Source organism: Aeromonas sp. 603404 (assembly GCF_049171775.1).
Taxonomy (GTDB): domain Bacteria; phylum Pseudomonadota; class Gammaproteobacteria; order Enterobacterales; family Aeromonadaceae; genus Aeromonas; species Aeromonas veronii_A.
This window is the reverse complement of record NZ_JAAKPE010000019.1, coordinates 50,333-72,344: the sequence shown is the minus strand read 5'-3', so window position 1 is coordinate 72,344 and position 22,012 is coordinate 50,333. Positions and strand designations below refer to the sequence as shown.

The window sequence follows — 22,012 nt, the reverse complement described above, 5'->3', positions numbered from 1 at the left end:
CTGATATGGCTCAGTCGGTAGAGCGCATCCTTGGTAAGGATGAGGTCCCCAGTTCGATTCTGGGTATCAGCACCATTAAATAGAAAGCCTCCCTGAAAAGGGAGGCTTTTTTGCATCTGTCATTTTTGATATCCCCTTACATTCCCCATTCCCGCAACCCCCCTCTGCTTGCAGTCGACACTGTTTATCTGCTGGTTTGAGTCCTAATGTGTTACTCATTTGACTGCTATTGATGGTTTTATCCAGATATTTAACCATGATTGATTGACGTAAAACGTTTTACATGTAAAATCCGGCGCGTTTTGCCTATTACGTGGAGAGAGAGCATGGCGCAGGATAACGAATACTGTTTGGGGGCGGTACCCGCCAAAGGGCGCAAAGGTGTGCTGTCGCTGATGCTGGTGATGCTCGGCCTGACCTTCTTCTCTGCCAGCATGTGGACCGGTGGTGCGCTGGGCACCGGCTTGGTGTTCGATGACTTCATCAAGGCGGTACTGCTCGGCAACTTGTTGCTGGGTATCTACACCGCTTGTCTCGGTTATATCGGTGCCTCAACCGGCCTCTCTACCCATCTGCTGGCTCGTTACTCCTTTGGGGTGAAAGGTTCCTGGCTGCCATCCCTGCTGCTCGGCGGTACTCAGGTCGGCTGGTTTGGCGTTGGCGTGGCGATGTTTGCCCTGCCGGTGCAGAAGGCGACCGGCATAGATGTGAACTGGCTGATCGCCATTTCGGGCATGTTGATGACGGTGACCGTCTACTTCGGGATCTCCGCCCTGATGGTGCTGAGCTTCGTGGCCGTACCGGCCATTGCACTGCTTGGCGGCTACTCGGTCTGGCTGGCGGTGACATCGACCGGTGGCATGGCTGCACTGCAGCAGGTACAACCAAGCAATCCCATAGAGTTCACCACGGCGTTGACCATGGTGGTTGGTTCCTTTATCAGTGCAGGAACCCTGACCGCCGACTTTGTTCGCTTTGGTCGCAAACCCTGGGGCGCCGTCATGATTACCATGGTGGCGTTTTTTTTGGGCAACACGCTAATGTTCGTCTTCGGTGCTGCTGGTGCGGCGGTGACCGGTCAGGCCGATATCTCGGAAGTGATGCTGATGCAGGGGCTGTTGATCCCCGCCATTCTGGTGCTGGGCCTCAATATCTGGACTACCAACGACAACGCTCTCTACGCCTCCGGCCTCGGTTTTGCCAACATTACCGGTCTCAAGAGCAAGCCCCTCAGCGTGATCAACGGCCTCATCGGTACGGCTTGCGCCCTCTGGCTTTACAACAACTTTGTCGGCTGGCTGGCCTTTTTGAGTACGGCAATTCCGCCGATCGGTGGCATTATCATCATGGATTTCCTGCTCAATCGTGAGCGTTACCGTCAATTTGCCGATCAGCAGTTCGAGACGGTGCGCTGGCAGGCGCTGGTCGCCACGGCAGTCGGGGTGGCTGTCGGCAAGTGGCTGCCGGGCATAGTGCCACTCAACGCGGTATTGGGCGCCGCCTTCACCTATTTCATTCTGGTTCGCCTCACCCAGCGGCCGGTTCTGGTACAGGAAGCTAACAAATGCTGATTCAACATATTCGTTTGGCCGATCGGGAAGGGTTGTGGCAGATCCGCTGTCAGGATGGGGTCATCACCGCCATTGAGCCCCATGACGAGCATGCCGTCGCCGGTCGGGTGCTGGACGGGGAGGGCGGTCTGGCCATCGAGCCCTTTATCGAGCCCCATATTCACCTCGATACCACCCAGACGGCGGGCGAGCCGAGCTGGAACCTCTCCGGCACTCTGTTCGAGGGGATTGAGCGCTGGGCCGAGCGCAAGGCGCTGCTGACCCATGAGGATGTGAAACAGCGTGCCATCCAGACGCTGAAGTGGCAGATCGCCAACGGCATCCAGTTTGTCCGTACTCACGTCGATGTCTCCGATCCCAATCTGGTTGCGCTCAAGGCGATGCTGGAAGTGCGGGAAGAGATGAAGGAGTGGGTGGAGCTGCAGATCGTCGCCTTCCCGCAGGAGGGAATTCTCTCCTACCCCAACGGCAAGGCACTGCTGGAGGAGGCTCTCAAACTGGGCGCCGACGTGATTGGCGCGATCCCCCACTTCGAGTTTACCCGGGAATATGGGGTCGAAAGTCTGCACTACATCTTCGATCTTGCCGAGAAGTATCAGGTTCTAGTCGATGTGCACTGCGACGAAATCGATGACGAGCAATCCCGTTTCATCGAGACGCTGGCGACTCTCGCCTACGAGCGGGGTATCGGCCATCGGGTGACGGCCAGTCACACCACCGCCATGCACTCTTACAACGGCGCTTATGCTTCCCGCCTGTTCCGGCTGCTGAAGATGGCGGACATCAACTTCGTGGCCAATCCGCTGGTGAACATTCACCTGCAGGGGCGGTTCGATACCTATCCCAAACGCCGCGGTATTACCCGGGTGAAGGAGATGCTGGAGGCGAACATCAACGTCTGTTTCGGTCACGATGACGTGTTCGATCCCTGGTACCCCATGGGCACCGCCAACATGTTGCAGGTGCTGCATATGGGGCTCCATGTCTGCCAGATCATGGGTTACGAGCAGATCAACGACGGTCTGAAGCTGATCAGCAGCCACAGCGCCCGCACCCTGAATGTGCAGGATCGCTATGGTATCGAGGTGGGCAAACCGGCCAACCTGTTGATCCTGCCTGCCGACAACGGCTTCGATGCGGTGCGCCGTCAGGTGCCGGTGCGTTACTCGATCCGCCACGGCAAGGTGATTGCCCAGACCCGCCCGGCCCAGACCGAGATCGTGCTGGGTCAGCCAGAGCCCATCGATTTTCGCCGCTGAGATTTCAATCAGGCTGGATGACGATTAGTTCCGCCTCTGGGCACAAGGGCCGCCATTGCGACATAATGGCGGCCTGACCCTGAGGGAGTGACACCATGCAAACCTGGTTCTATGTTGCTGCAGGGGGCGCCATCGGCGCCTGCCTTCGTTTTGGGATTGCCGAACTGATGGCCTTGCTGCTGGGGCGCCACTTTCCTTACGGGACTCTGGTGGTCAACGTGGTGGGCTCTTTCATCATGGGGGTAGCGTTCGCCCTCATCAGTCACGGTCATGTGGTAGAACACCCGATGAAGCCGCTGCTGATGGTGGGGATCCTCGGTGCCCTGACCACGTTTTCTTCCTTTGCCCTCGATACGGTGGTGCTGGCTCAACATGGAGCCTATCTGAAAGCGCTGCTCAATATCGGTCTCAATCTCTTCCTCTGTCTGGCCATGGTGGTGCTGGGCATGCAGTTGGTTGCGAGCCGGGTTTAAGGTGTCCGGACGCCAGTGGCTCTGGTAAACTGGCGGCCATTCTTTGCTCTATGGGTGTTTAAGGGATGTCAGAACAAGCAACGACAACGCATTTTGGCTTTAAAACCGTGGCCGCGACCGAGAAGGAAACTCTGGTAGCAGGTGTCTTCCATTCGGTGGCAGCCAAGTATGATCTGATGAACGATCTGATGTCGTTCGGCATCCACCGCCTGTGGAAGCGCTTCACCATCGACTGTTCCGGTGTGCGCAAGGGCCAGAAGGTGCTGGATCTGGCCGGTGGTACCGGTGACTTGACCGCCAAGTTCTCGCGCATCGTCGGCGAAACCGGTCAGGTGGTGCTGGCGGATATCAACGACTCCATGCTGAAAGTGGGCCGCGACAAGCTGCGCAATTTGGGGGTCGCCAACAACGTCTCCTACGTGCAGGCCAATGCCGAGGCGCTCCCCTTCCCGGATAACCACTTCGACGTGATTACCATCGGCTTCGGCCTGCGCAACGTCACCGACAAGGACAAGGCGCTCGCCTCCATGTTCCGGGTGCTCAAGCCGGGTGGCCGTCTGCTGGTGCTGGAGTTCTCCAAGCCGGTCAGTGAAGTGATCGCCAAGCTCTATGACCTCTACTCCTTCAAACTGCTGCCGAAAATGGGCGAAATCGTCGCGAACGACAGTGAAAGCTACAAATATCTGGCAGAGTCTATTCGTATGCACCCGGATCAGCAGACCCTGGCCGGCATGATGGAAAATGTCGGTTTCGAGCAGGTGGAGTACTTCAATCTGACTCAGGGTGTGGTCGCCCTGCACCGCGGTTACAAGTTTTAAGGTTGCCTATGCCGATGGATGCCATGGTCACCGCGGTGATCGAAACCAGCCTCAACCAGTTGCTGGTGCTGGACAAACAGAGTCCGGAGCGGCTGCGCAAACTGGTGGGCAAGGTGCTCAAGCTGGAGCTGCGTGAACTCAAGCCGCTCTGGTTTGTCTTCTCCGAGCGTCGGCTGGATGTGCTGGCCCAGCATGAAGGGGAGGCCGATGCGGTGCTTAGCCTGTCGCTGACCGCCCTCGGTCTGCTGAAAGACCCGTCCGCTCTGACCCGCTATATCCGTGAGGAGAAGCTGGATCTGAGCGGTGATCCCCAGCTGGTGCAGGCATTTAGCGTGCTGCTGGGTGAGCTGGATATCGACTGGGAGGAGGAGCTGTCGCGCTATACCGGCGACGTGCTGGCCCACACCCTGTTCAGTGGTGCCCGTCAGGCGCGTCGCCTGGTCGGTCGCGAGCTGTGCCGCACCCGCAGCCAGCTGGCGGAATATCTGACCGAAGAGGCCCGCCTCGCACCCGGCCCGCTGGAAGTGGCGAGTTTCAACGATGACGTCGAGGTGCTGGCCCAGCAGCTCAAGGCCGTCGAACTGCGGCTGGCCCGCTTCGAACAGCAGGTGACCTGATGACCCCGAAGGAGTTCAAACGCCTCTATCGCATCATCACCATCCTGCTGGAGCAGGGCATCGACGAACTGGTGCCCGCCCGCTATCAACCCTGGCCGGGTCGTCTGGCCCGTCGCTCCCTGTTCTGGCTCAAGAACAAACAACCGGATCTCAGCCGCGGAGCCCGCATCCGCCTCGCCTTCGAGGCTCTCGGCCCCATCTTCATCAAGTTTGGCCAGATGCTCTCGACCCGCCGCGACCTGCTGCCGCCGGATATCGCCGAGGAGCTGGCCCTGCTGCAGGACAGGGTGCCCCCCTTCTGTGGTCAGGCGGCGCGCCAGCAGATCGAGCTGAGCCTGGGTTGTCCCATCGAAACCCTGTTTGACGACTTCGACGAGACGCCGCTGGCGTCGGCCTCCATCGCCCAGGTGCATACCGCCCGCCTGAAGGAGAGTGGCCGCGAGATCGTCATCAAGGTGATCCGCCCCGATATCGAGCCAGTCATCGAGGCCGACCTGCGACTGATGCAGGCGCTGGCCCGTCTGGTGGCCCGCTTCGTGCCCCAGAGCGCGCGGCTGCGCCCCATCGAGGTGGTGGAGGAGTATCGCAAGACCATCCTCGACGAGCTGAATTTGATGCGCGAAGCGGCCAACGCCATCCAGCTACGCCGCAACTTCACCGGCTCCGAGGCGCTCTATGTGCCTGAAATCATCACCGATCTCTGCCGCGAGCAGGTGCTGGTGATGGAGCGCATCTACGGTATTCCGGTCTCCGATATCCCGGCGCTGGAAGCCAACGGCACCAACATGAAGCTGCTGGCCGAGCGCGGGGTAGAGGTCTTCTTCACTCAGGTGTTCCGCGACAGCTTTTTCCACGCCGATATGCACCCGGGCAACATCTTCGTCTCTTACGAACACCCGGAAAACCCGCTCTGGATCGGCATCGACTGCGGCATCGTCGGTACCCTCAATCGGGAAGATAAACGCTATCTGGCTGAGAACTTCCTCGCCTTCTTCAACCGCGACTATCGTCGGGTGGCAGAGCTGCACGTGGAGTCGGGCTGGGTACCGGCAGACACCAAGGTGGACGAGTTCGAGTTCGCCATCCGCACCGTGCTGGAGCCCATCTTCGAGAAGCCGCTCTCCGAGATCTCGTTCGGTCACGTGCTGCTCAACCTGTTCAACACCGCGCGTCGCTTCCATATGACGGTGCAGCCGCAGCTGGTGCTGCTGCAAAAGACCCTGCTCTATGTGGAAGGGTTGGGGCGTCAGCTCTACCCGCAGCTCGATTTGTGGCAGACCGCCAAGCCGTTCCTCGAGAACTGGATGCACGAACAGGTCGGGCCCAAGTCGGTATTGAACGCCATCAAGGAGAAGGCGCCATTCTGGGCGGAGAAGCTGCCGGAGCTGCCGGAGCTGGTCTATGAGACCCTGCGTCAGACCCGTCATCAGCAGCGTCATTTCGACCAGATGTTTGCCGAGTTCCGCCGTCACAGCCGTCGGCAGGGGCAGGCCCGCTACCTCTTAGGGGTTGGAGCCAGCCTGCTATTGGCGGGTGTATTCTTGCTGACCCAAAAACAACACATTGAGTGGGGACAAGCCAGTCTCGCCGGTGCAGCCCTCTGCTGGCTGGTCGGCTGGTTGCGAACCCGTTCCCATTAATCAACAACCGCGCCGTCAGGCGCCTGTTCTGGAGAGAAAATCATGGGTGGTATCAGTATTTGGCAATTGTTGATCATTGCAGTCATCGTCGTGCTGCTGTTCGGTACCAAGAAACTGCGCGGCATTGGCGGTGATCTGGGCGCGGCGGTCAAAGGGTTCAAGAAAGCCCTCTCCGACGAGCCGGCTGATGCCAAGGCCGAGCAGAAAGATGCCGAGTTTCCCCCGAAACAGCTGAACGAAGCGGCCGCTCAGAGCAGTGAGACCGCCAAGCAGAAAGACAAAGACCAGGCCTAAGCCATGTTCGATATCGGTTTTTGGGAGCTGGTCGTTATCGGTGTGGTAGCACTGGTGGTACTGGGGCCCGAGCGGCTGCCGGTTGCCATCCGCACGGCTACCCACTGGATCCGCCTCATTCGTTCGACCGCGAACTCGGTCAAGTCCGAGCTGGAGCAGGAGCTCAAGTTGCAAGAGCTGCATAACGACCTCAAGAAGGCCGAACAGTTGCAGATGAGCAACCTGAGCCCCGAGCTGCAGGAGTCCATCGAACAGCTCAAAGCGGCGGCCCAGTCGGTCAATCGCCCCTATCAGGTGGAGAACGAGATCCGTCCGCCGCGCCCCGAGCCGGTCGTCCAGGCTGAGCCTGCCACGCCGGTGGAGCCTGCGGTGCAGCTGAGCCACGACGTGCCGCCGGTCAACAGCCAGCGGGAGAGTGAGCCGGTGCCGGTCAGCGACTCCGCAGTAAAAGGGGAGGTGAAGCCATGAGTCAGGCCGAACAACCCCTGATCAGCCATCTGGTTGAGCTGAGAACCCGTTTGCTGCGCTCCATTACCGCCATCCTCGTGGTGTTTCTGGCGCTGATCTACTTCTCCAACAACATCTACGACTTCGTGGCCCAGCCGCTGCTCAGCCAGTTGCCGGAAGGGACCAGCATGATAGCGACGGATGTGGCGACCCCCTTCCTGACGCCGATCAAGCTGACCCTGGTGGTCTCCTTCTTCGTGGCGATCCCCTATCTGCTCTATCAGGCCTGGGCCTTTATCGCCCCCGGTCTGTACCAGCATGAGCGGCGCCTGATCATGCCGTTGGTGGTCTCCAGTGCCCTACTGTTCTATGCGGGGATGGCGTTCGCCTACTACGTGGTGTTCCCGCTGGTGTTCGGTTTCTTCACCAGTACCGCCCCTGCCGGGGTGACGGTGGCGACCGACATAGCCAGCTATCTGGACTTCGTACTGACCCTGTTCTTCGCGTTCGGGGTGGCGTTCGAAATTCCGGTGGCTACCATACTGCTCTGCTGGACCGGCGTGACCACACCGCAAAACCTGAAGGAGAAACGTCCCTACGTCGTTGTCGGGGTGTTTGTGGTCGGCATGCTGCTGACGCCGCCTGATGTCTTCTCCCAGACCCTGCTCGCCATCCCGATGTGGGCGCTGTGGGAGATAGGTCTGTTCTTCGCCCGCTTCTACGTGAAGAAAGAGGATGAAGAGCAACAGGAACAACCGGATGTGGAGAGCTGAGGCTCTGTTCGTCACCTGTTTGCCGGACGGCGAGAGGATGACGAAGTCCGCAGGAATAGCAGAACGAGGGGAGCTGAGGCTCCCTTCCTCTTTTCATGCTCCCGTTCGAGGCGTATGGTAAGACCCCATTCGGTAGATGGTTTTCAAATACCTGATATGTATTCCTTTTGTTCGGAACGCCTCATCCCATGATCGATATCGGTTTAAACCTGACCAGCAGCCAGTTCGCCGGCGAGCAGGCTGAGCTGGTGGCCCGTGCCCGTGCCGCCGGAGTGGAGGCGCTGATCCTGACCGGTACCGATCTGGACGGCAGCCGCGAGAGCGCAGAGTTGGCCGCCCGCTGGCCGGGCTACTGCTTCTCCACCGCCGGGGTCCATCCCCACGACGCCAAGAGTGTCGATGCGGCGACCCTGCCCGCCTTGCGCGAGCTGGCGGCGTTGCCGCAGGTGGTGGCCATCGGCGAGTGCGGCCTCGACTACAACCGCGACTTCTCCCCCCGCCCGGTGCAGGATGCGGTATTCGACGCCCAGCTGGCACTGGCTGCCGAGCTCCGGATGCCGGTGTTCCTTCACTGCCGCGATGCCCACGCCCGTTTTATTGAGATCCTCCGTCCCTGGTTGCCGAAACTACCGGGAGCCGTGCTGCACTGCTTCACCGGTTCCGACGAGGAGCTGGACGAGTGTCTGGCGCTGGGGCTGCATATCGGGGTGACTGGCTGGCTCTGCGACGAACGCCGCGGCCAGCTGCTGCGCGAACAGGTGGCCCGTATTCCGGCCGGTCGGCTGATGATCGAGACCGATGCCCCCTATCTGGTGCCGCGGGATCTGAAACCGCGCCCGAAACGCAACGAACCCGCTTTTTTGCCGCACATCGCACAGGTGGTGGCGGCCTGTCGTGGTGAAGCGCCCGAGGCCTTGCTGGCCCATACCCGGGCCACCTCCGCCGCGTTCTTCCAACTTCCTCTCCAGGAGTGATTCATGGCTACAACTCTTCCGGGCGCCTTTCCGGGCCGCCGCCTGCGCCGTCTGCGCAAACATGATTTCAGCCGTCGTCTGGTGCGCGAGAACGTACTGACCGTCAACGATCTCATCTATCCGGTGTTCGTGCTGGAGGGGGAGAACCGTCGGGAAGCCGTTCCCTCCATGCCGGGGGTGGAGCGTCTCTCCATCGATCTGCTGCTGGGGGAAGCCGCCGAGCTGGTGGAGCTGGGCGTACCTGCTATTGCCCTGTTCCCGGTCACTCCGCTGGAGAGCAAGAGCCTGATGGCGGAAGAGGCCTACAATCCAAACGGACTGGCCCAGCGCACCGTGCGTGCCCTCAAGGCCCGCTTCCCGGAGCTCGGGGTCATCACCGACGTGGCGCTCGATCCGTTCACCACCCACGGGCAGGACGGCATTATCGATGACGAAGGCTATGTGCTGAACGACATCACCACCGAGATCCTGATCAAGCAGGCGCTCTCCCATGCCGAGGCCGGGGTCGATATCGTCGCGCCGTCCGACATGATGGATGGCCGCATCGGCGCCATCCGCGCTGCGCTGGAAGAGAATGGCTTCATCAACACCCAGATCATGGCCTACTCCGCCAAGTACGCTTCCTGCTACTACGGCCCGTTCCGCGATGCGGTTGGCTCTGCCGGCAACCTCGGCAAGAGCAACAAGGCCACCTATCAGATGGATCCGGCCAACAGCAACGAAGCCCTGCACGAAGTGGCGCTGGATATTCAGGAAGGGGCCGACAGCGTGATGGTCAAGCCGGGCATGCCCTATCTGGACGTGGTTCGTCAGGTGAAGGATCAGTTCGGCGTGCCGACTTTCGCCTATCAGGTCAGCGGCGAGTACGCCATGCACATGGCGGCGATCCAGAACGGCTGGCTGAAAGAGAAGGAGACCATCATGGAGTCTCTACTCTGCTTCAAGCGGGCCGGGGCCGATGGCATCCTCACCTACTTCGCCAAGCGCGTGGCGCAGTGGCTGAAGGAAGATGCCCGTTAAGCCGGGTTGAAGAGATAAACGAGAGGGGGAGCCGATGGCTCCCCCTCTGTCGTTATGGCTCTCTTTTGGTCACGAGCGGATGATTACAGCTTGATCCAGGCATCGCTCCAGTGGCTGCCGGTACCCGGTGCATAGTGGCCGGTCGAGCCGCCACACCAGCCGCTGTAGGGCCAGGGTTTGCACTCGTAGTCGCCACCGGCATTGCTGACCCGTTCGCCACTCTGATAAGCGGTGCCCGCAACATAGGTCGGGTAGCTGCCGTTACCACCGTCACTGTCACCACCCGGTGCCTGTTCCACCAACGCCAGGGTGAAGCGGCGCTCGAAGCCCTGCTTGCTCCCCTCAGCCATGCCCGCCAGCAACAGCTCGTAACTGCCGGCCGCTAGGCCCGACTGTGCCAGCTGCAGGGAACCCTGACCATCGATCAGGGCGCTGCCGGTGGCGGCCGGATTGCCATCCTGCAACAGGGTCGCGGTGACGGTCACCGGGTTGGCGGTGGTCAGCGTCAGGCTGAAGTCGAGCGCGCCGTTGACGATGAGATATTCGGACGCCAGATCGGTGACGGTGAAGTCACTGCTGCTACCGGTCGTGGGCAGGATGAAGTCCCCGCTCAGGTAGGTCAGACCGGTCCAGCCAGAGCTGGTCAGCCAGTGTTTGCCATTGGTCTGATAGACGTTGGGCAGCTGGGTGCACTGGTTGTTGTCATTGACGAAGCCGATACCGTAAAAGCCCGCCACATTCTTGTAGCAGAGCTGGCGACCATTCTGGTGCAGCACTGGCTGATCCAGCTTGCCCTTGTGGTGGAGTGACAGCCAGTCAAACTGGTTGATGGCCGAGACCAGCGGCACAAACTGGCCATCGGGCTGACGATAGCGGATCAGGGAGCCGGCATCGCAGAGCAGACCATCAGCCCGCTGTTCGACGTACCCGTAGTACTGTTCGCCATCCTGGAAGGTGAACCGGCAGAGATTGCGTTTCTCCGACTCTTTGAGGATCCAGCCCATCAGCAGTCGCTCCTGATTGGTCAGGGCCGCCAGCTGCCCAACACTGAAGTCGCTGCCGTTGGCTACCCAGCCTTGCGGCATGGTGGAGAATTGCATGAAGTAGTGGTCGGTATAGTACATGTGGCTGTCAGCGCGGTGCTTGCGAGCCCCCTGGCTGACCGAGTTGTAGCGATAGATGTCGTTTTCCGGCTTGTGGAAGCCGTTGAGATCATCGTCCAGATAGGGCAGGTCGCCCTTGCGGATATGGTAGTTGGCCATGCCCGTCATCAGGGGATGCCAGCCGTGGCTGCCACGGGCAAACGCGCTCTCATGGCTGTAGGACTTCCCATCGAAGCCGTGGCCAAATTCGTGGGCAATGATGCCCCAGCTGCCGTAGTAGTGGCTGACAAAGTTAAAGGTATCGACCCCGGTGATGCCACCACTCCCCAGCCCGCCCCCCATGGCGGTGATCCCCAGGTTGAGGTAGGGGCGCTTCATCAGGCTGTGGTAGTAGTAGTCATAATCGGCTGCCGTAAAGATCCCGTTCGGCACATAGCTGTTGCCGCCATTGCCGAACATCTCGTAGCCGTTCACCGTCTTGAAGTTGTACCAGACGTGTTTGAACTCCTCGGTCGAGACCATGTAGGCCAGGTTGGTGGCGATGATCAGCCACTCGCGGGCGTAGAGGGCATTGATGGGGCGCCAGGAGCCGCTGGTGTTGGTGGCGAAGCGCACGTTCCAGCTTGGCTTGAGGCGTGCCAGCTTCTGGGCAAACAGATCCGAGTTGGAGCTGAACCTGTGCTCGAACTGGGCTGGCAGATTGATGCTGTTGTCGAGCAGGTTGTTGAGATCAAACACTCCGTCGCGGCTGGCGCTGTTGAAGCGTCCCTGCTCGCCAAAGGCGCTCAATGGCAGGGTGATTTGGGCATAGGCGGGCAGGCGATCGAGCTGGCCCAAGATCAGCCACTTGTTGATACCGTTCAGGCGTGACTCGATATTGATGTCATGCAGCTCTCTGGCGGCATAGTTGGTGATGCGCACCGTGTCGTTATCAAGCAGCTCGGTCTTGACCAGCGAATTGATGTTGACCGAACGCTGGGCGCGATCGATCAGCACCTCGTAGGGTTCGTCATTGCGCAGTATGTAGCTGACTGCGGTCGGCATCAGCTGATCGAAGATCAGCGGGCGAGCCGGCAACTGCTCGTCGGCCGTGAAGCTGATCTCCTTGCTCAGCAGCTGGTTGAAACCCAGACCGCGCTCGTTGGCGGTGACAAGCGCCGAGCCCGCCAGCTGGAGATCTTTCAGCGCCGCCACGGGCTGCTGGTTGATCTCCCGAACAGTAAAGGTCGGGTTCTTGAACTGAAAGTCGTTGGCGATCAGGGTATCGGCATCATGCCATTCGATGCGGTCCTTGAAGTTCACCACCAGCCGATCGCCATCCATGTCGATTTTTTGCAGATTGCTGTCGGCGATCACCTGCTCAGGCGCCAGCGGGGTGTTGCTGGCGATGGCATCAGCCAGTTTGCGCAGGTCATAGATGTAGTAGTTTTTGCCGGAGGTGTGGGCCAGGAGATAGTCACCCACCTGATGGAGTTGCACCAGACGGTGGCTGTATTTTCCTTCAAAGGCGAGCCGACCGGCGATGGGGGTTTTGAGGCTGTTCTCCGGCGTCACATCCTGCTGGCGGTAGACCTTGATCTCGCTCAGCGCATCGGCCACCAGCACGTAATCCTGATTGGCAAAGACGGCCTGGGCGCGGTGCAGGCTGTTGCTGCCGGAATCTCGGCCGGTTCCCAGGGTGGTGACATGGCGATGCTCGTCGGCCAGATCGAAGATATCGACCCGGTGCGAGTAGCGCGAGACCACGTAGAGCTGGTTGTTGCGGACAAACAGTTCGCTGACCTGGTTGTAGGCCGTGGTACTGCCGGTTGCGGTGCCGCGGATCTCGCCAATCTGCTGGCGGCTCGGGATATCGATAATGGCCACATGGCCCGGATTGCCGTTCTGGCTGACATAGAGCCGATCCTGATAGCGCTCGACCGCCGTGATCAGGCTGGCGTCCAGCCCCAGCTGGTCGGCCGTCAGCTCCTCGCCTTTGTCCAGATATTGCAGCGAGGTGGCAAACGAGTTGACGCTGCAGGAGCTGGTCTCCATCACCACCCGGGGGCGTTCGCCATTCTGGATCTGGCCGTGGGGGAAGTACTCCAGCAGACAGCCGTTGCCGTAGTCATAGTTGCCAAAGCGTTTGTTGACCGCTACGACCCCACCGTCGTACCAGGTCAGCTCCCACTCCTCATCGAAGAAATCAAAGACGTTACGAATGGCTGTTTCGTCGAAAAAGTGGGGTTTGGGCAGATCGAACAGGATGTGGTTATCCGCCGTCAGCGGGTAGAGCAGGCCGTTGATGGCAAGGTGGCGCTTGCCATCCTTGATGATCACGTCCTGCTCGTCAGCCGCACTCTGATGCAGCGCGGCGAGGCGTGCCGTCATCTGTTCGTAGTGCTCCTGATAGGTTTGTTTGAAATAGGCTTGTTCGCGCTCATCGGCCACGACATGGGCCGACAGCAGCAAACCGAGCAGGGTGGCAAGCTTGGTGGTTCTTGGCATGGTGATTTCCTTATCTTGGTTGTTGTTGGATGTTTTTGGGTGGTTGGCAAGCATGTAAAAGAGAGGGGCTAACCCGTCCGGGTCAGTGCATCCTGCCCATCGGCAGCGTGGCCGACGGGCAGGATATGGGCGGGGGCCTGTCGGCCCCCGTTAGTGGTTGGGGCAAGGTCAGAGCTTGATCCAGGCATCGCTCCAGGCAGAGCCGGTACCCGGCGCATAGTGGCTGGTCGAGCCGCCACACCAGCCGCTGTAGGGCCAGGGTTTGCACTCGTAGTTGCCACCGGCATTGCTGACCCGATCACCGGCCTGATAGCCGGTGTTGGGGGCGTAGGCCGGGTAGTCACCTTCGCCACCGCTGCTGCTTTCTTCGGTCAGCGCAACCGGGAAGCGCTGCACCACCGGCTGCTGGCCGTCAGCCAGACCGGTGATCACCACTTCGTAGCTGCCATCGGTGACATTGCTGCCCTGCAGCACCAGGGTGCTGGTGCCGTTCACCTGGCTGCTGGTGGTACCGTGGCTGAGTCCGCTCTGCTCCAGAGTTGCGGTGATCTGTACCGGGTTGGCGGTGGTCACGTTGAAACGGATGCTGACCTGACCGTTGACTATGGTGTACTCGCTCGCCATGGCGCTGACGGTGAAGTCGCTGCTGCCTTCGGCGGGTGGCGTTGTGCCGCCGCAGTCGCTGTCGCCCTGTACGCGCCAGACGCCCCAGTCACCCGTGGTGCCCGGCTCTTCGTTCTGGGTCCACCAGCCAGCCAGCCAGTTCTTGCCGTTGTGGCTGACGATGTCGCCGCCCACGTAGACCTTCTTGGCATCCCAACTGTTTTCACAGACGGCGCCCTGCTCCCTGACGGTCACGTTGCGCTGCTGGGTTACCTGCTGACCGGCGCTGTCGCTCACCTGATAGGTGAGGGTGTAGCGGCCGACCTTGCTGCTGTCGACGTTGCCGCTGACCTTGATTTGGGCGGTCAGGTCGCCATCTTCTTCATCATGGGCGCTGACGCCGGTCATCGGATCGAAAGCGGTACCCAGTTCCAGCGTGGTGTCGGTGACACCGCTGAACACCGGCTTCATGCTGTAGACCTCGATGGTGCGTACCTGCTCGGTGACGTTGTTGTCGCGATCGCTCACCTTGTAGGTGAGGGGGTAGAGGCCGATGCGCTGGCTGTCTACCGATCCTTCCACCTGGATCTGGCCAGTCAGGTCGCCATCTTCCTTGTCGTTGGCGCTGACCCCGGCCAGCGGATCAAAGGCAGTACCCTGCTTGATGCGGGTATCGCTCAGGCCGCTGAACACCGGCTTGCCGTTGTCGACCGGGGGCGTGATCTCCTGATCGTGGATGAAGGGGCCGTAGCTCTTTATGAAGGATTCGTTGTAGGACTGACCGGCGGCGTTGCGGCCCATGTCCCAGTTGATGGACCAGGTCATCACGCCACGCAGCGGTTGCCCCTCGCTCTTCAGGCGGTTGAAGGCGTTGTAGAGCTTCTGCGGATCCTGCACATAGCCAGTGGCTGCGGCGTCAATGTTGGTCGGAATACCGAACACCAGCTTGTCATGGGGGATCTTGTAGAAGCCGCGGGTACCGTTGCTCAGCGAATCCGCCATGTAGTAGATGAACTCTTCTTTCAGGGCATCGTTGTTCTGGGCAATCCAGCCGATGCCATCGATGTAGATACCGTCGCCACCCTGGTTGTAGAACTGGGGGTTGATCCAGTCGTAGTACCCTTCCAGATTGCGGATATAGGGGATGTAGGCGCCAGTCTGGGTCAGATAGGGGAACTCCGGCGCCATGGTGATGAGGAAGTTTTTCCCCTGGGCGCGGTAGTGATCCTTGACCAGACGCAGGGCTGCCGGGATCACGGTCTGGTTGTCGGCGGCGGTGATGGCGGCCTGTTCCAGATCGATATCCAGCCCGTCGAAGCCGTAGGTCTCCACCAGACGGATGATCTCGTCGGCAAAGGCCTGCTCCTGACCCTTGCGCAGCTCGATGTGTGCATCGGCACCGCCCAGCGCCAGCAGCACGGCTCGGCCCTGACGGTTCAGCTCGGCGATCTGCTCGATAAACTGGCTTTCGCTCATGCCGATGGCCGGGTCGAGTTTGAAGGTGGGGATGGGATCGCTGCCATAGACCTTCATGAAGGAGACATCGACCACGTTGTATTGCGGGTTGACCTGATCGAGCTTGACGCAGGGGGCGATACCGCCCTTGTAGCCCGAGCCGTCACACCAGTTGTGCCAGTAGCCGACCACTACGCCGGACTGGGGGTTAACCATCGCCTGACCGGCACTGGCGGCATATGCCATGGGGGTGCCCATGCCGAGCAGGCAGCCAAGCAGGGATAATTTGAGTTTGTTCATCGTCTCTCCGTACGGTGCAAATGGGGCGTCGGTTGTGACCGGACGTCCCCGGGGGCAGCCCCGCTGTCATAGGTGTTTTCCCTTAGACCGGTGGCTTTGCGTCGCGCCCTTTCGGGTCACTTTGCCTTTTTCACCCGATTTCTGTGCAGCACAGAGAATCAAGTGACCTGCATGGCAGGTTACCTATGATAGATGCTTGAAAATAAATTAATCAATAGTTGGTTTTGATTCTAATTGACTGAAAAATATTGATAATTTGTTACAGTTACCACATCTTGTCCGTTTCCATGATTGAGCATGACGGCACTTGGCTGGCAGCTGTGGCGCCGGTAAATGGCGGCTTTTTGCCCCTTGAAAGTAGCGATAAGAGCCAAAAAAGGCCCACAGATTCATCCTGTTACTGGCTGTTGATGGCAAAACTGCAGCAACGGCAGAGATCCGGGTCGCAATGGCTGGAAAAGTACAGGGTTGCGGCGGATTCCCGCTTGATTATTGCGTGGCTTGGCCACATGTTAGAAAGCCATACAGAGCTGCTAAAGCGGTCTGTTCAAGACCAAACAAGAGGTAACCGGGATGAATAACCCTTTGCTGACAATGGATTCACTGCCCCCTTTCAGCCAGATCAAGCCGGAGCAGGTTCAGCCTGCCGTGATTCAGGCGATTGCTGACTGCAAGCAGAAGATCAGCGATGTGCTGGCCCAGCGTGATCCCCATACCTGGGATAGCCTGATTGCCCCGCTGGAAGAGGTAAATGACCGCCTGTCACGGATCTGGTCACCGGTCAGCCACCTCAACTCCGTACTCAACAGCGAAGCGCTGCGCGAGGCCCATGACGCCTGCCTGCCGCTGCTCTCCGAATTCCAGACCTATGTCGGTCAACATGAAGGGCTCTATCAGGCCTATCTGGCCCTCTCCCAGAGCGATGATTTCCCGCTGCTCAGCGGCGCCCAGCGCAAGGAGATCCAGAATACCCTGCGTGACTTCCGCCTCTCCGGCATCGGTCTGCCTGCCGAGGCGCAGCAGCGCTACGGCGAAATTCAGGCCCGCCTCTCCGAGCTGGCCTCCCGTTTCAGCAACAACGTGCTGGATGCGACCCAGGGCTGGCACAAGCTGGTGGTTGATGAAGCCGAACTGGCTGGTCTGCCCGAGAGCGTGCGTGCCGCTGCCCGTCAGATGGCTGAACTTAAAGGCAAAGAGGGGTGGCTGTTCACGCTGGATATCCCTTCCTACCTGCCGGTGATGATGTACGCGGACAACCGCGAACTGCGCGCCGAGATGTATGAGGCCTTCACCACCCGCGCCTCCGATCAGGGCCCCAATGCGGGCAAGTGGGACAACTCCGCCATCATGAGCGAGCTGCTCACCCTGCGCCGCGAACTGGCCCAACTGCTGGGCTTTGCCAACTATGCCGAGCTCTCCCTGGCCACCAAGATGGCGGACAAGACCGAACAGGTGGTGAGCTTCCTCACCGATCTGGCGGCCAAATCCCTGCCGCAAGGCAAGGCCGAGCTGGAGGAGATCCGCGCCTTCGCCGCCGAGCAGCATGGTCAGAGCGAGCTGGCCGCCTGGGATCTCGCCTACTACGCCGAGAAGCTCAAACAGCACAAGTTCTCCATCTCCGATGAGCAGCTGCGCCCCTATTTCCCTGCCAACAAGGTGGTGAAAGGGTTGTTCGAAGTGGTCAAGCGGGTGTTCGGCATGAAGGTTCGCGAGCGCCTCGGCATCGACACCTGGCACCCTGACGTGCGCTTCTACGACATCTTCGATGCCGACGACGAGCTGCGCGGTAGCTTCTATCTCGACCTCTATGCCCGCGAGCACAAGCAGGGCGGGGCCTGGATGGATGTTTGTTTGGGTCGTCGCTACCGTCAGGATGGCTCGCTGCAAAAGCCGGTGGCCTACCTGACCTGCAACTTCAACGGTCCGGTGGATGGCAAACCTGCGCTGTTCACCCACAACGAAGTAGTTACCCTGTTCCACGAGTTCGGCCACGGCATTCACCACATGCTGACCCGGGTCGATGTGGCCGGCGTGGCCGGCATCAACGGCGTGGCCTGGGATGCGGTAGAGCTGCCGAGCCAGTTCCTCGAGAACTGGTGCTGGGAGTCCGAAGCACTGGCCTTTATCTCCGGCCACTACGAGACCGGCGAACCGCTGCCAGCCGATCTGCTGGAGAAGATGCTGACCGCCCGCAACTTCCAGGCTGCGATGCAGATGTTGCGCCAGCTGGAGTTCGCCCTGTTTGACTTCCGTCTGCACCAGGAGTTTGATCCGGCCAATCCGGCGCAGCTTCCGGCGCTGCTGGATGAGGTGCGCAGTCAGGTAGCAGTGATGACGCCACCGGCGTTCAACCGCTTCCAGCACAGCTTCTCCCACATCTTCGCGGGCGGCTATGCGGCGGGCTACTACAGCTACAAGTGGGCCGAGGTGCTCTCTGCCGATGCCTTTTCCCGCTTCGAGGAGGAGGGCATCTTCAACCCGGCCACCGGACAATCTTTCCTGAAGAATATTCTGGAGAAGGGGGGCTCGAAGGAGCCGATGGAGCTGTTCCGAGCCTTCCGTGGCCGTGAGCCCAAGGTGGATGCACTGCTGCGACACAGCGGGATCGCTGCCTGAGATTCCTGACCCGCCGCCTGTGTGAGCTTCAAGCAGGTACACTGTTTTGCGGCATAGTGGGATCGAGTCGTGATTTCTGCGACAAAAAGGGACCTTTTGGTCCCTTTTTTCAAGGCTTTTTAATATCTTGCTGATTGCATATTTGCACTGCCCACGGCTCTTCAGTAGAGTCGTGTTCTAACCTTCAAGGAGAGAAAGCCACTTGCCATGAGGCGAGCACTCGATTCCGTCTATCAAATCATCTCCAGTCTGGCTCATTCGAGCGGCCAGGGATATTTCGATACCTTTGTGAGTGAAATCGCCGCTGCTGTGATGGCTGATGTCGTCCTGATCGCCAGCAGGGAATCAAATGCTACCCACCTGACGGTTCAGACCGCCTATCCCTCCTCCCTTGACACCGATGCCCTGACGCTGCCACTGACTGACTCTCCCGATGCCATTACCTGGCAGGAGGGGGAAGCCTGGTTCAGCGATCGTCTGCTTCAGCTCTTTGCCAACGTTCCCCTTGCACAGGAGTGGCAACCTCAGGCCTATGCCGGGATTGTCCTCAGGAATGCAGATGGCGAGACCATAGGTATCTGCGCCCTGCTTTATCGTCAGCCGCAGGCCAATATGAGCAAGGTGATTGGGTTACTCCGGTTGCTGGCTCCGTTGGCGGGTCGTGAGCTGGCGCTGATGCTGCAACGACAGCTGCCCCCCCCTCTGCCTGAACCGTCCCATGCATTGCAGAGCATGCTGTTCCAGGCTCCGGTGGGGATCGGTAAGCTGGATCTGGCTGGCCGTATCCTCTGGGCCAACCCGGCCATCGAGCAGATGCTTGGCTATCCCCTCGACGAGTTGCTGCAGCGATCCATCTCCGACATCAACCATCCCGAGGATTGGCAGGGCAGCCTCGTTTGCTACGAAGAGATCCGCCGTGGCGAGCGCAGCAGTTTCACCCGGGAGAAGCGCTACTTCTGCAAGGGGGGGCAGATCCTGTGGGGGCGGGTAACCGTCACCCTGATCCGTGACAAGCAGCAGCAGCCGGACTACCTGATGGTGCTGCTGGAGAATATCGATCCTCTCAAGCGCCATGCGGAGCAGCTCAAGCTCTCCCACCGGGTCTATGACAATCTCTCCGAGGCGATCCTGGTCTGTGATGCCGATAGCCGCATCATCTCGGTCAATCCGGCCTTCGAGCAGATCACCGGCTACAGCAGTGACGAGGTGCGAGGCCAGCGCCCCAGCCTGCTCAAGTCGGGGCTGCACGATCAGACCTTCTATGCCGACATGTACCACGCGCTGGAGCGGGTGGGGGTATGGCGTGGTGAGGTGTGGAACAAGCGCAAGAATGGCAAGCTCTATCCACAGCAGTTGATGATTAGCACCCTGCGGGAAGGGGGCAGGATCAGCCAGTACATCGCCATCTTCAGCGACCTCTCCCAAACCAAACTGGCCGAGCAGAAGATCGCTGCACAGGCCAACTATGACAACCTCACCAGCCTGCCCAACCGCTGGCTGTTCAGTCGCTGTCTCAGCCGCTTCTGCGAGCGGGGCGAGCGCTTTGCGCTCATGGTGCTCGACCTCAACAACTTCAAGGCGGTCAACAACAGCATGGATCACCATGCCGGTGACGCCCTGTTGCGGGAGGTGTCGGACCGGCTGGTGAGCCGGGTGCGCACCGAGGACCTGGTGGCCCGCATCGGTGGTGACGAGTTCGCCTTTCTGGTGCCAGGCATCGTCACCCGTCGTCAGGCCGAGGTGTTTGCCAAGCAGGTTATCGGTAGCTTTACCCGTCCCTTTATGCTGGCCAACCAGCATCTCTATGTTACGGCAACCGTGGGGATGACCCTCTGCCCCGTCGATGGTAGCGAGAGTGACGAGCTGCTGCGAAACGCCGAACAAGCGTTGTTTGCCGCCAAGCGGCAGGGGCGGTTGATCGGTACCTACTGCTCCTCAATGCGGGAAGAGGTGCGTCAGCGCCACCAGATGCAACAGGATCTGGCGGAGGCGATCAAGCTGGAGCAGTTAACCATGGCCTACCAGCCGATCTGGGACAACCGCAGCGGTCGGGTCGCCAAGCTTGAGGCGCTGGTGCGCTGGTATCACCCCCAGTGGGGACAGGTGTCGCCAGCCGAGTTTATCCCGCTGGCGGAAGAGGCGGGGTTGATTCAGGGGCTGGGTGCGCTGGTGTTGTGGCAATCATGCCGGGATCTGGCTCGGTTGCAGCAGTCCGGCTTCCCTGATCTGCAGATGTCGATTAACCGCTCCACCATGGAGTTCCAGACTATCGACCCTGAGGCGAGCGAGTGGCTCAAGGTGATCCAGCACTTCGGGCTCGATCCTGCCGACATCGTCATCGAAATCACCGAATCTCTGCTGATGGAGAGCAGTGATCAGCACAGGGTGCGGATCGATGCCCTGCGCGAGGCGGGTTGCAAGCTGGCTATCGATGATTTCGGTACCGGCTACTCGGCCCTCAACTATCTGCGCTCTTTCCCGGTGGATCTGGTCAAGATCGACCGCTCTTTTGTGCGCCATATCCCCTTCAACGAGCAGGATCGGATGCTGCTGGACGGCATCATCAACATAGTGCACAACCTCGGTATGCAGGTGGTGATTGAGGGGGTAGAAACCCGCGAGCAACTCAACTTCCTCTGTCAGAAGGGATGTGCCTTCACCCAGGGTTATCTGCTCAGCCGCCCGCTGGCCTATGACGATCTCACCGAATATCTGCAGCTCAATGACAAGGGGATGTTTCTGCAGATCAGTTAGGGGGTTTACTCCTTCGATGTCATCTCTGCCTGCTTCGTTTGCAGTGTCCGGTAATTCTCGCCGAGATAGCGCAGATAGATGCGATCCAGTACCCCTTCATCCAGCATCTGTTGCAGCGCCTTGTTGTAGGCAGGCAACAGGTCTGCTTTCTGCTTGCCAAAACAGAGGTAGAGCGGTGTCGAGTCGATAAAGGGGGTGAGGGGGCGGATCTTGACGTCCTGCTCCCTGGAGAGGATGGGGGCCGAGAAGTAGTCGAGGATGATGAGGTCAACCCGGCTCTTTTCCAGCATCAGTAGCAGCTGTTTGTCGGAGTGAACCTTGATGGGCTCCCAGCCAGTGAAGTTCCTGATCTTGGCCGTGTAGTCATACCCCCTGACCATTCCTACTTTCAGCCCCTTGGCCATCTCCCACGAGAAGTTCTGTAGCGGACTGTCACTGCGCACATAGGCGGCCAGCGGATAGAAGGCGGTAGCAAGATCAGAGTGGTAGCAGCCGGGGAGGGGGGCATTGTCGAGGATGCCATCAGCCAGTTGGGTACTCACATACTGTTCGCAGCGCCCCCACGGCAGTTCGAGCAGGGTTAGGGTCATTCCGAGGCGTCTGGTTGCTTCCTGATGGATCTCCACCGATATCCCTTCCATCAGTTTGCCCTGTTCGGCGTAGGAGAAGGGGGGCCAGTCTACACCGCATACCTTGAGACTGGTGCTGCTCTGGGCGGCAAGCAACAGGGCTATCAGCAGCTGCATGGGATTCTCCGGGATATGAGGGGGGTTGTGGTACACTCGCTTCACTGAACTTAGAACGCATC

Annotated in this window: 16 protein-coding genes and 1 riboswitch; of the genes, 13 read left to right on the top strand and 3 right to left on the bottom strand. The window is 59.8% G+C overall.

All coding sequences use genetic code 11. From position 1 onward, the window contains the following. Window positions 1-326: 326 nt before the first annotated feature. From codB to hemB, 11 genes are all read left to right on the top strand, one after another. Entirely contained in the window at window positions 327-1,571 is a 1,245-nt protein-coding gene (gene codB, locus G5306_RS19420; RefSeq protein ID WP_279497185.1) for a cytosine permease, read from the top strand. Further along, window positions 1,565-2,830, top strand: coding sequence for a cytosine deaminase (locus G5306_RS19415; protein WP_421313507.1), 1,266 nt, complete (start codon window positions 1,565-1,567; stop codon window positions 2,828-2,830). Before codB ends, G5306_RS19415 begins: the two co-directional genes overlap by 7 nt. A gap of 95 nt (window positions 2,831-2,925) precedes the next feature. Further along, a complete protein-coding gene (crcB, locus tag G5306_RS19410) occupies window positions 2,926-3,303 on the top strand; it encodes a fluoride efflux transporter CrcB (RefSeq protein WP_005339378.1) in 378 nt (125 codons plus the stop codon). A gap of 65 nt (window positions 3,304-3,368) precedes the next feature. Next, window positions 3,369-4,121 (top strand): bifunctional demethylmenaquinone methyltransferase/2-methoxy-6-polyprenyl-1,4-benzoquinol methylase UbiE, encoded by a 753-nt coding sequence (gene ubiE, locus G5306_RS19405; protein WP_005342396.1) that lies wholly within the window; start codon window positions 3,369-3,371, stop codon window positions 4,119-4,121. Between the two features lie 8 nt (window positions 4,122-4,129). Next, window positions 4,130-4,738, top strand: coding sequence for a ubiquinone biosynthesis accessory factor UbiJ (locus G5306_RS19400; RefSeq protein ID WP_129504992.1), 609 nt, complete (start codon window positions 4,130-4,132; stop codon window positions 4,736-4,738). Then, window positions 4,738-6,378 (top strand): ubiquinone biosynthesis regulatory protein kinase UbiB, encoded by a 1,641-nt coding sequence (gene ubiB / locus G5306_RS19395; protein WP_005339383.1) that lies wholly within the window; start codon window positions 4,738-4,740, stop codon window positions 6,376-6,378. The genes G5306_RS19400 and ubiB overlap by 1 nt, the downstream gene beginning before the upstream one ends. A gap of 42 nt (window positions 6,379-6,420) precedes the next feature. After that, window positions 6,421-6,672 (top strand): Sec-independent protein translocase subunit TatA, encoded by a 252-nt coding sequence (gene tatA, locus G5306_RS19390; protein ID WP_103251634.1) that lies wholly within the window; start codon window positions 6,421-6,423, stop codon window positions 6,670-6,672. Window positions 6,673-6,675: 3 nt separating this feature from the next. After that, entirely contained in the window at window positions 6,676-7,140 is a 465-nt protein-coding gene (gene tatB / locus G5306_RS19385; protein ID WP_113740661.1) for a Sec-independent protein translocase protein TatB, read from the top strand. Further along, window positions 7,137-7,892 carry a twin-arginine translocase subunit TatC gene (tatC, locus tag G5306_RS19380; RefSeq protein WP_005342401.1) on the top strand — a complete coding sequence of 252 codons (756 nt, stop codon included), beginning with the start codon at window positions 7,137-7,139 and terminating at the stop codon, window positions 7,890-7,892. Before tatB ends, tatC begins: the two co-directional genes overlap by 4 nt. Window positions 7,893-8,080: 188 nt before the next feature. Then, complete coding sequence (locus G5306_RS19375; RefSeq protein ID WP_107683504.1) at window positions 8,081-8,866, top strand: TatD family hydrolase; 786 nt, start codon at window positions 8,081-8,083, stop codon at window positions 8,864-8,866. Between the two features lie 3 nt (window positions 8,867-8,869). Continuing rightward, on the top strand, window positions 8,870-9,886 hold the full coding sequence (hemB, locus tag G5306_RS19370) for a porphobilinogen synthase (RefSeq protein ID WP_158114365.1): 1,017 nt from the start codon (window positions 8,870-8,872) through the stop codon (window positions 9,884-9,886). Between the two features lie 83 nt (window positions 9,887-9,969). Here the strand turns inward: hemB and G5306_RS19365 are convergent, their stop codons facing one another. Then, entirely contained in the window at window positions 9,970-13,476 is a 3,507-nt protein-coding gene (locus G5306_RS19365; RefSeq protein ID WP_421313505.1) for a hypothetical protein, read from the bottom strand. A 168-nt stretch (window positions 13,477-13,644) separates the two neighbouring features. Then, window positions 13,645-15,834, bottom strand: a complete 2,190-nt coding sequence (locus G5306_RS19360) for an immunoglobulin-like domain-containing protein (protein ID WP_216952443.1) — start codon at window positions 15,832-15,834, stop codon at window positions 13,645-13,647. 50 nt (window positions 15,835-15,884) lie between these two features. Continuing rightward, window positions 15,885-15,970, bottom strand: a riboswitch (cyclic di-GMP riboswitch). A gap of 437 nt (window positions 15,971-16,407) precedes the next feature. Between G5306_RS19360 and prlC the strand changes: the two genes are divergently transcribed. Together prlC and G5306_RS19350 are read left to right on the top strand one after the other, a co-directional pair. Beyond that, on the top strand, window positions 16,408-18,450 hold the full coding sequence (gene prlC / locus G5306_RS19355; RefSeq protein ID WP_216952442.1) for an oligopeptidase A: 2,043 nt from the start codon (window positions 16,408-16,410) through the stop codon (window positions 18,448-18,450). A gap of 207 nt (window positions 18,451-18,657) precedes the next feature. Next, window positions 18,658-21,204 (top strand): putative bifunctional diguanylate cyclase/phosphodiesterase, encoded by a 2,547-nt coding sequence (locus G5306_RS19350; protein ID WP_216952439.1) that lies wholly within the window; start codon window positions 18,658-18,660, stop codon window positions 21,202-21,204. Window positions 21,205-21,209: 5 nt separating this feature from the next. Here the strand turns inward: G5306_RS19350 and G5306_RS19345 are convergent, their stop codons facing one another. Continuing rightward, complete coding sequence (locus G5306_RS19345; protein ID WP_216952438.1) at window positions 21,210-21,950, bottom strand: substrate-binding periplasmic protein; 741 nt, start codon at window positions 21,948-21,950, stop codon at window positions 21,210-21,212. Between the last annotated feature and the right edge of the window lie 62 nt (window positions 21,951-22,012).

What these genes read in the sequence shown, in the direction of transcription:
- codB (WP_279497185.1), top strand. Translation starts at nt 327, where the DNA reads ATGGCGCAGGATAACGAATACTGTTTGGGGGCGGTACCCGCCAAAGGG.
- G5306_RS19415 (WP_421313507.1), top strand. Translation starts at nt 1,565, where the DNA reads ATGCTGATTCAACATATTCGTTTGGCCGATCGGGAAGGGTTGTGGCAG.
- crcB (WP_005339378.1), top strand. Translation starts at nt 2,926, where the DNA reads ATGCAAACCTGGTTCTATGTTGCTGCAGGGGGCGCCATCGGCGCCTGC.
- ubiE (WP_005342396.1), top strand. Translation starts at nt 3,369, where the DNA reads ATGTCAGAACAAGCAACGACAACGCATTTTGGCTTTAAAACCGTGGCC.
- G5306_RS19400 (WP_129504992.1), top strand. Translation starts at nt 4,130, where the DNA reads ATGCCGATGGATGCCATGGTCACCGCGGTGATCGAAACCAGCCTCAAC.
- ubiB (WP_005339383.1), top strand. Translation starts at nt 4,738, where the DNA reads ATGACCCCGAAGGAGTTCAAACGCCTCTATCGCATCATCACCATCCTG.
- tatA (WP_103251634.1), top strand. Translation starts at nt 6,421, where the DNA reads ATGGGTGGTATCAGTATTTGGCAATTGTTGATCATTGCAGTCATCGTC.
- tatB (WP_113740661.1), top strand. Translation starts at nt 6,676, where the DNA reads ATGTTCGATATCGGTTTTTGGGAGCTGGTCGTTATCGGTGTGGTAGCA.
- tatC (WP_005342401.1), top strand. Translation starts at nt 7,137, where the DNA reads ATGAGTCAGGCCGAACAACCCCTGATCAGCCATCTGGTTGAGCTGAGA.
- G5306_RS19375 (WP_107683504.1), top strand. Translation starts at nt 8,081, where the DNA reads ATGATCGATATCGGTTTAAACCTGACCAGCAGCCAGTTCGCCGGCGAG.
- hemB (WP_158114365.1), top strand. Translation starts at nt 8,870, where the DNA reads ATGGCTACAACTCTTCCGGGCGCCTTTCCGGGCCGCCGCCTGCGCCGT.
- G5306_RS19365 (WP_421313505.1), bottom strand. Translation starts at nt 13,476, where the DNA reads ATGCCAAGAACCACCAAGCTTGCCACCCTGCTCGGTTTGCTGCTGTCG.
- G5306_RS19360 (WP_216952443.1), bottom strand. Translation starts at nt 15,834, where the DNA reads ATGAACAAACTCAAATTATCCCTGCTTGGCTGCCTGCTCGGCATGGGC.
- prlC (WP_216952442.1), top strand. Translation starts at nt 16,408, where the DNA reads ATGAATAACCCTTTGCTGACAATGGATTCACTGCCCCCTTTCAGCCAG.
- G5306_RS19350 (WP_216952439.1), top strand. Translation starts at nt 18,658, where the DNA reads ATGAGGCGAGCACTCGATTCCGTCTATCAAATCATCTCCAGTCTGGCT.
- G5306_RS19345 (WP_216952438.1), bottom strand. Translation starts at nt 21,950, where the DNA reads ATGCAGCTGCTGATAGCCCTGTTGCTTGCCGCCCAGAGCAGCACCAGT.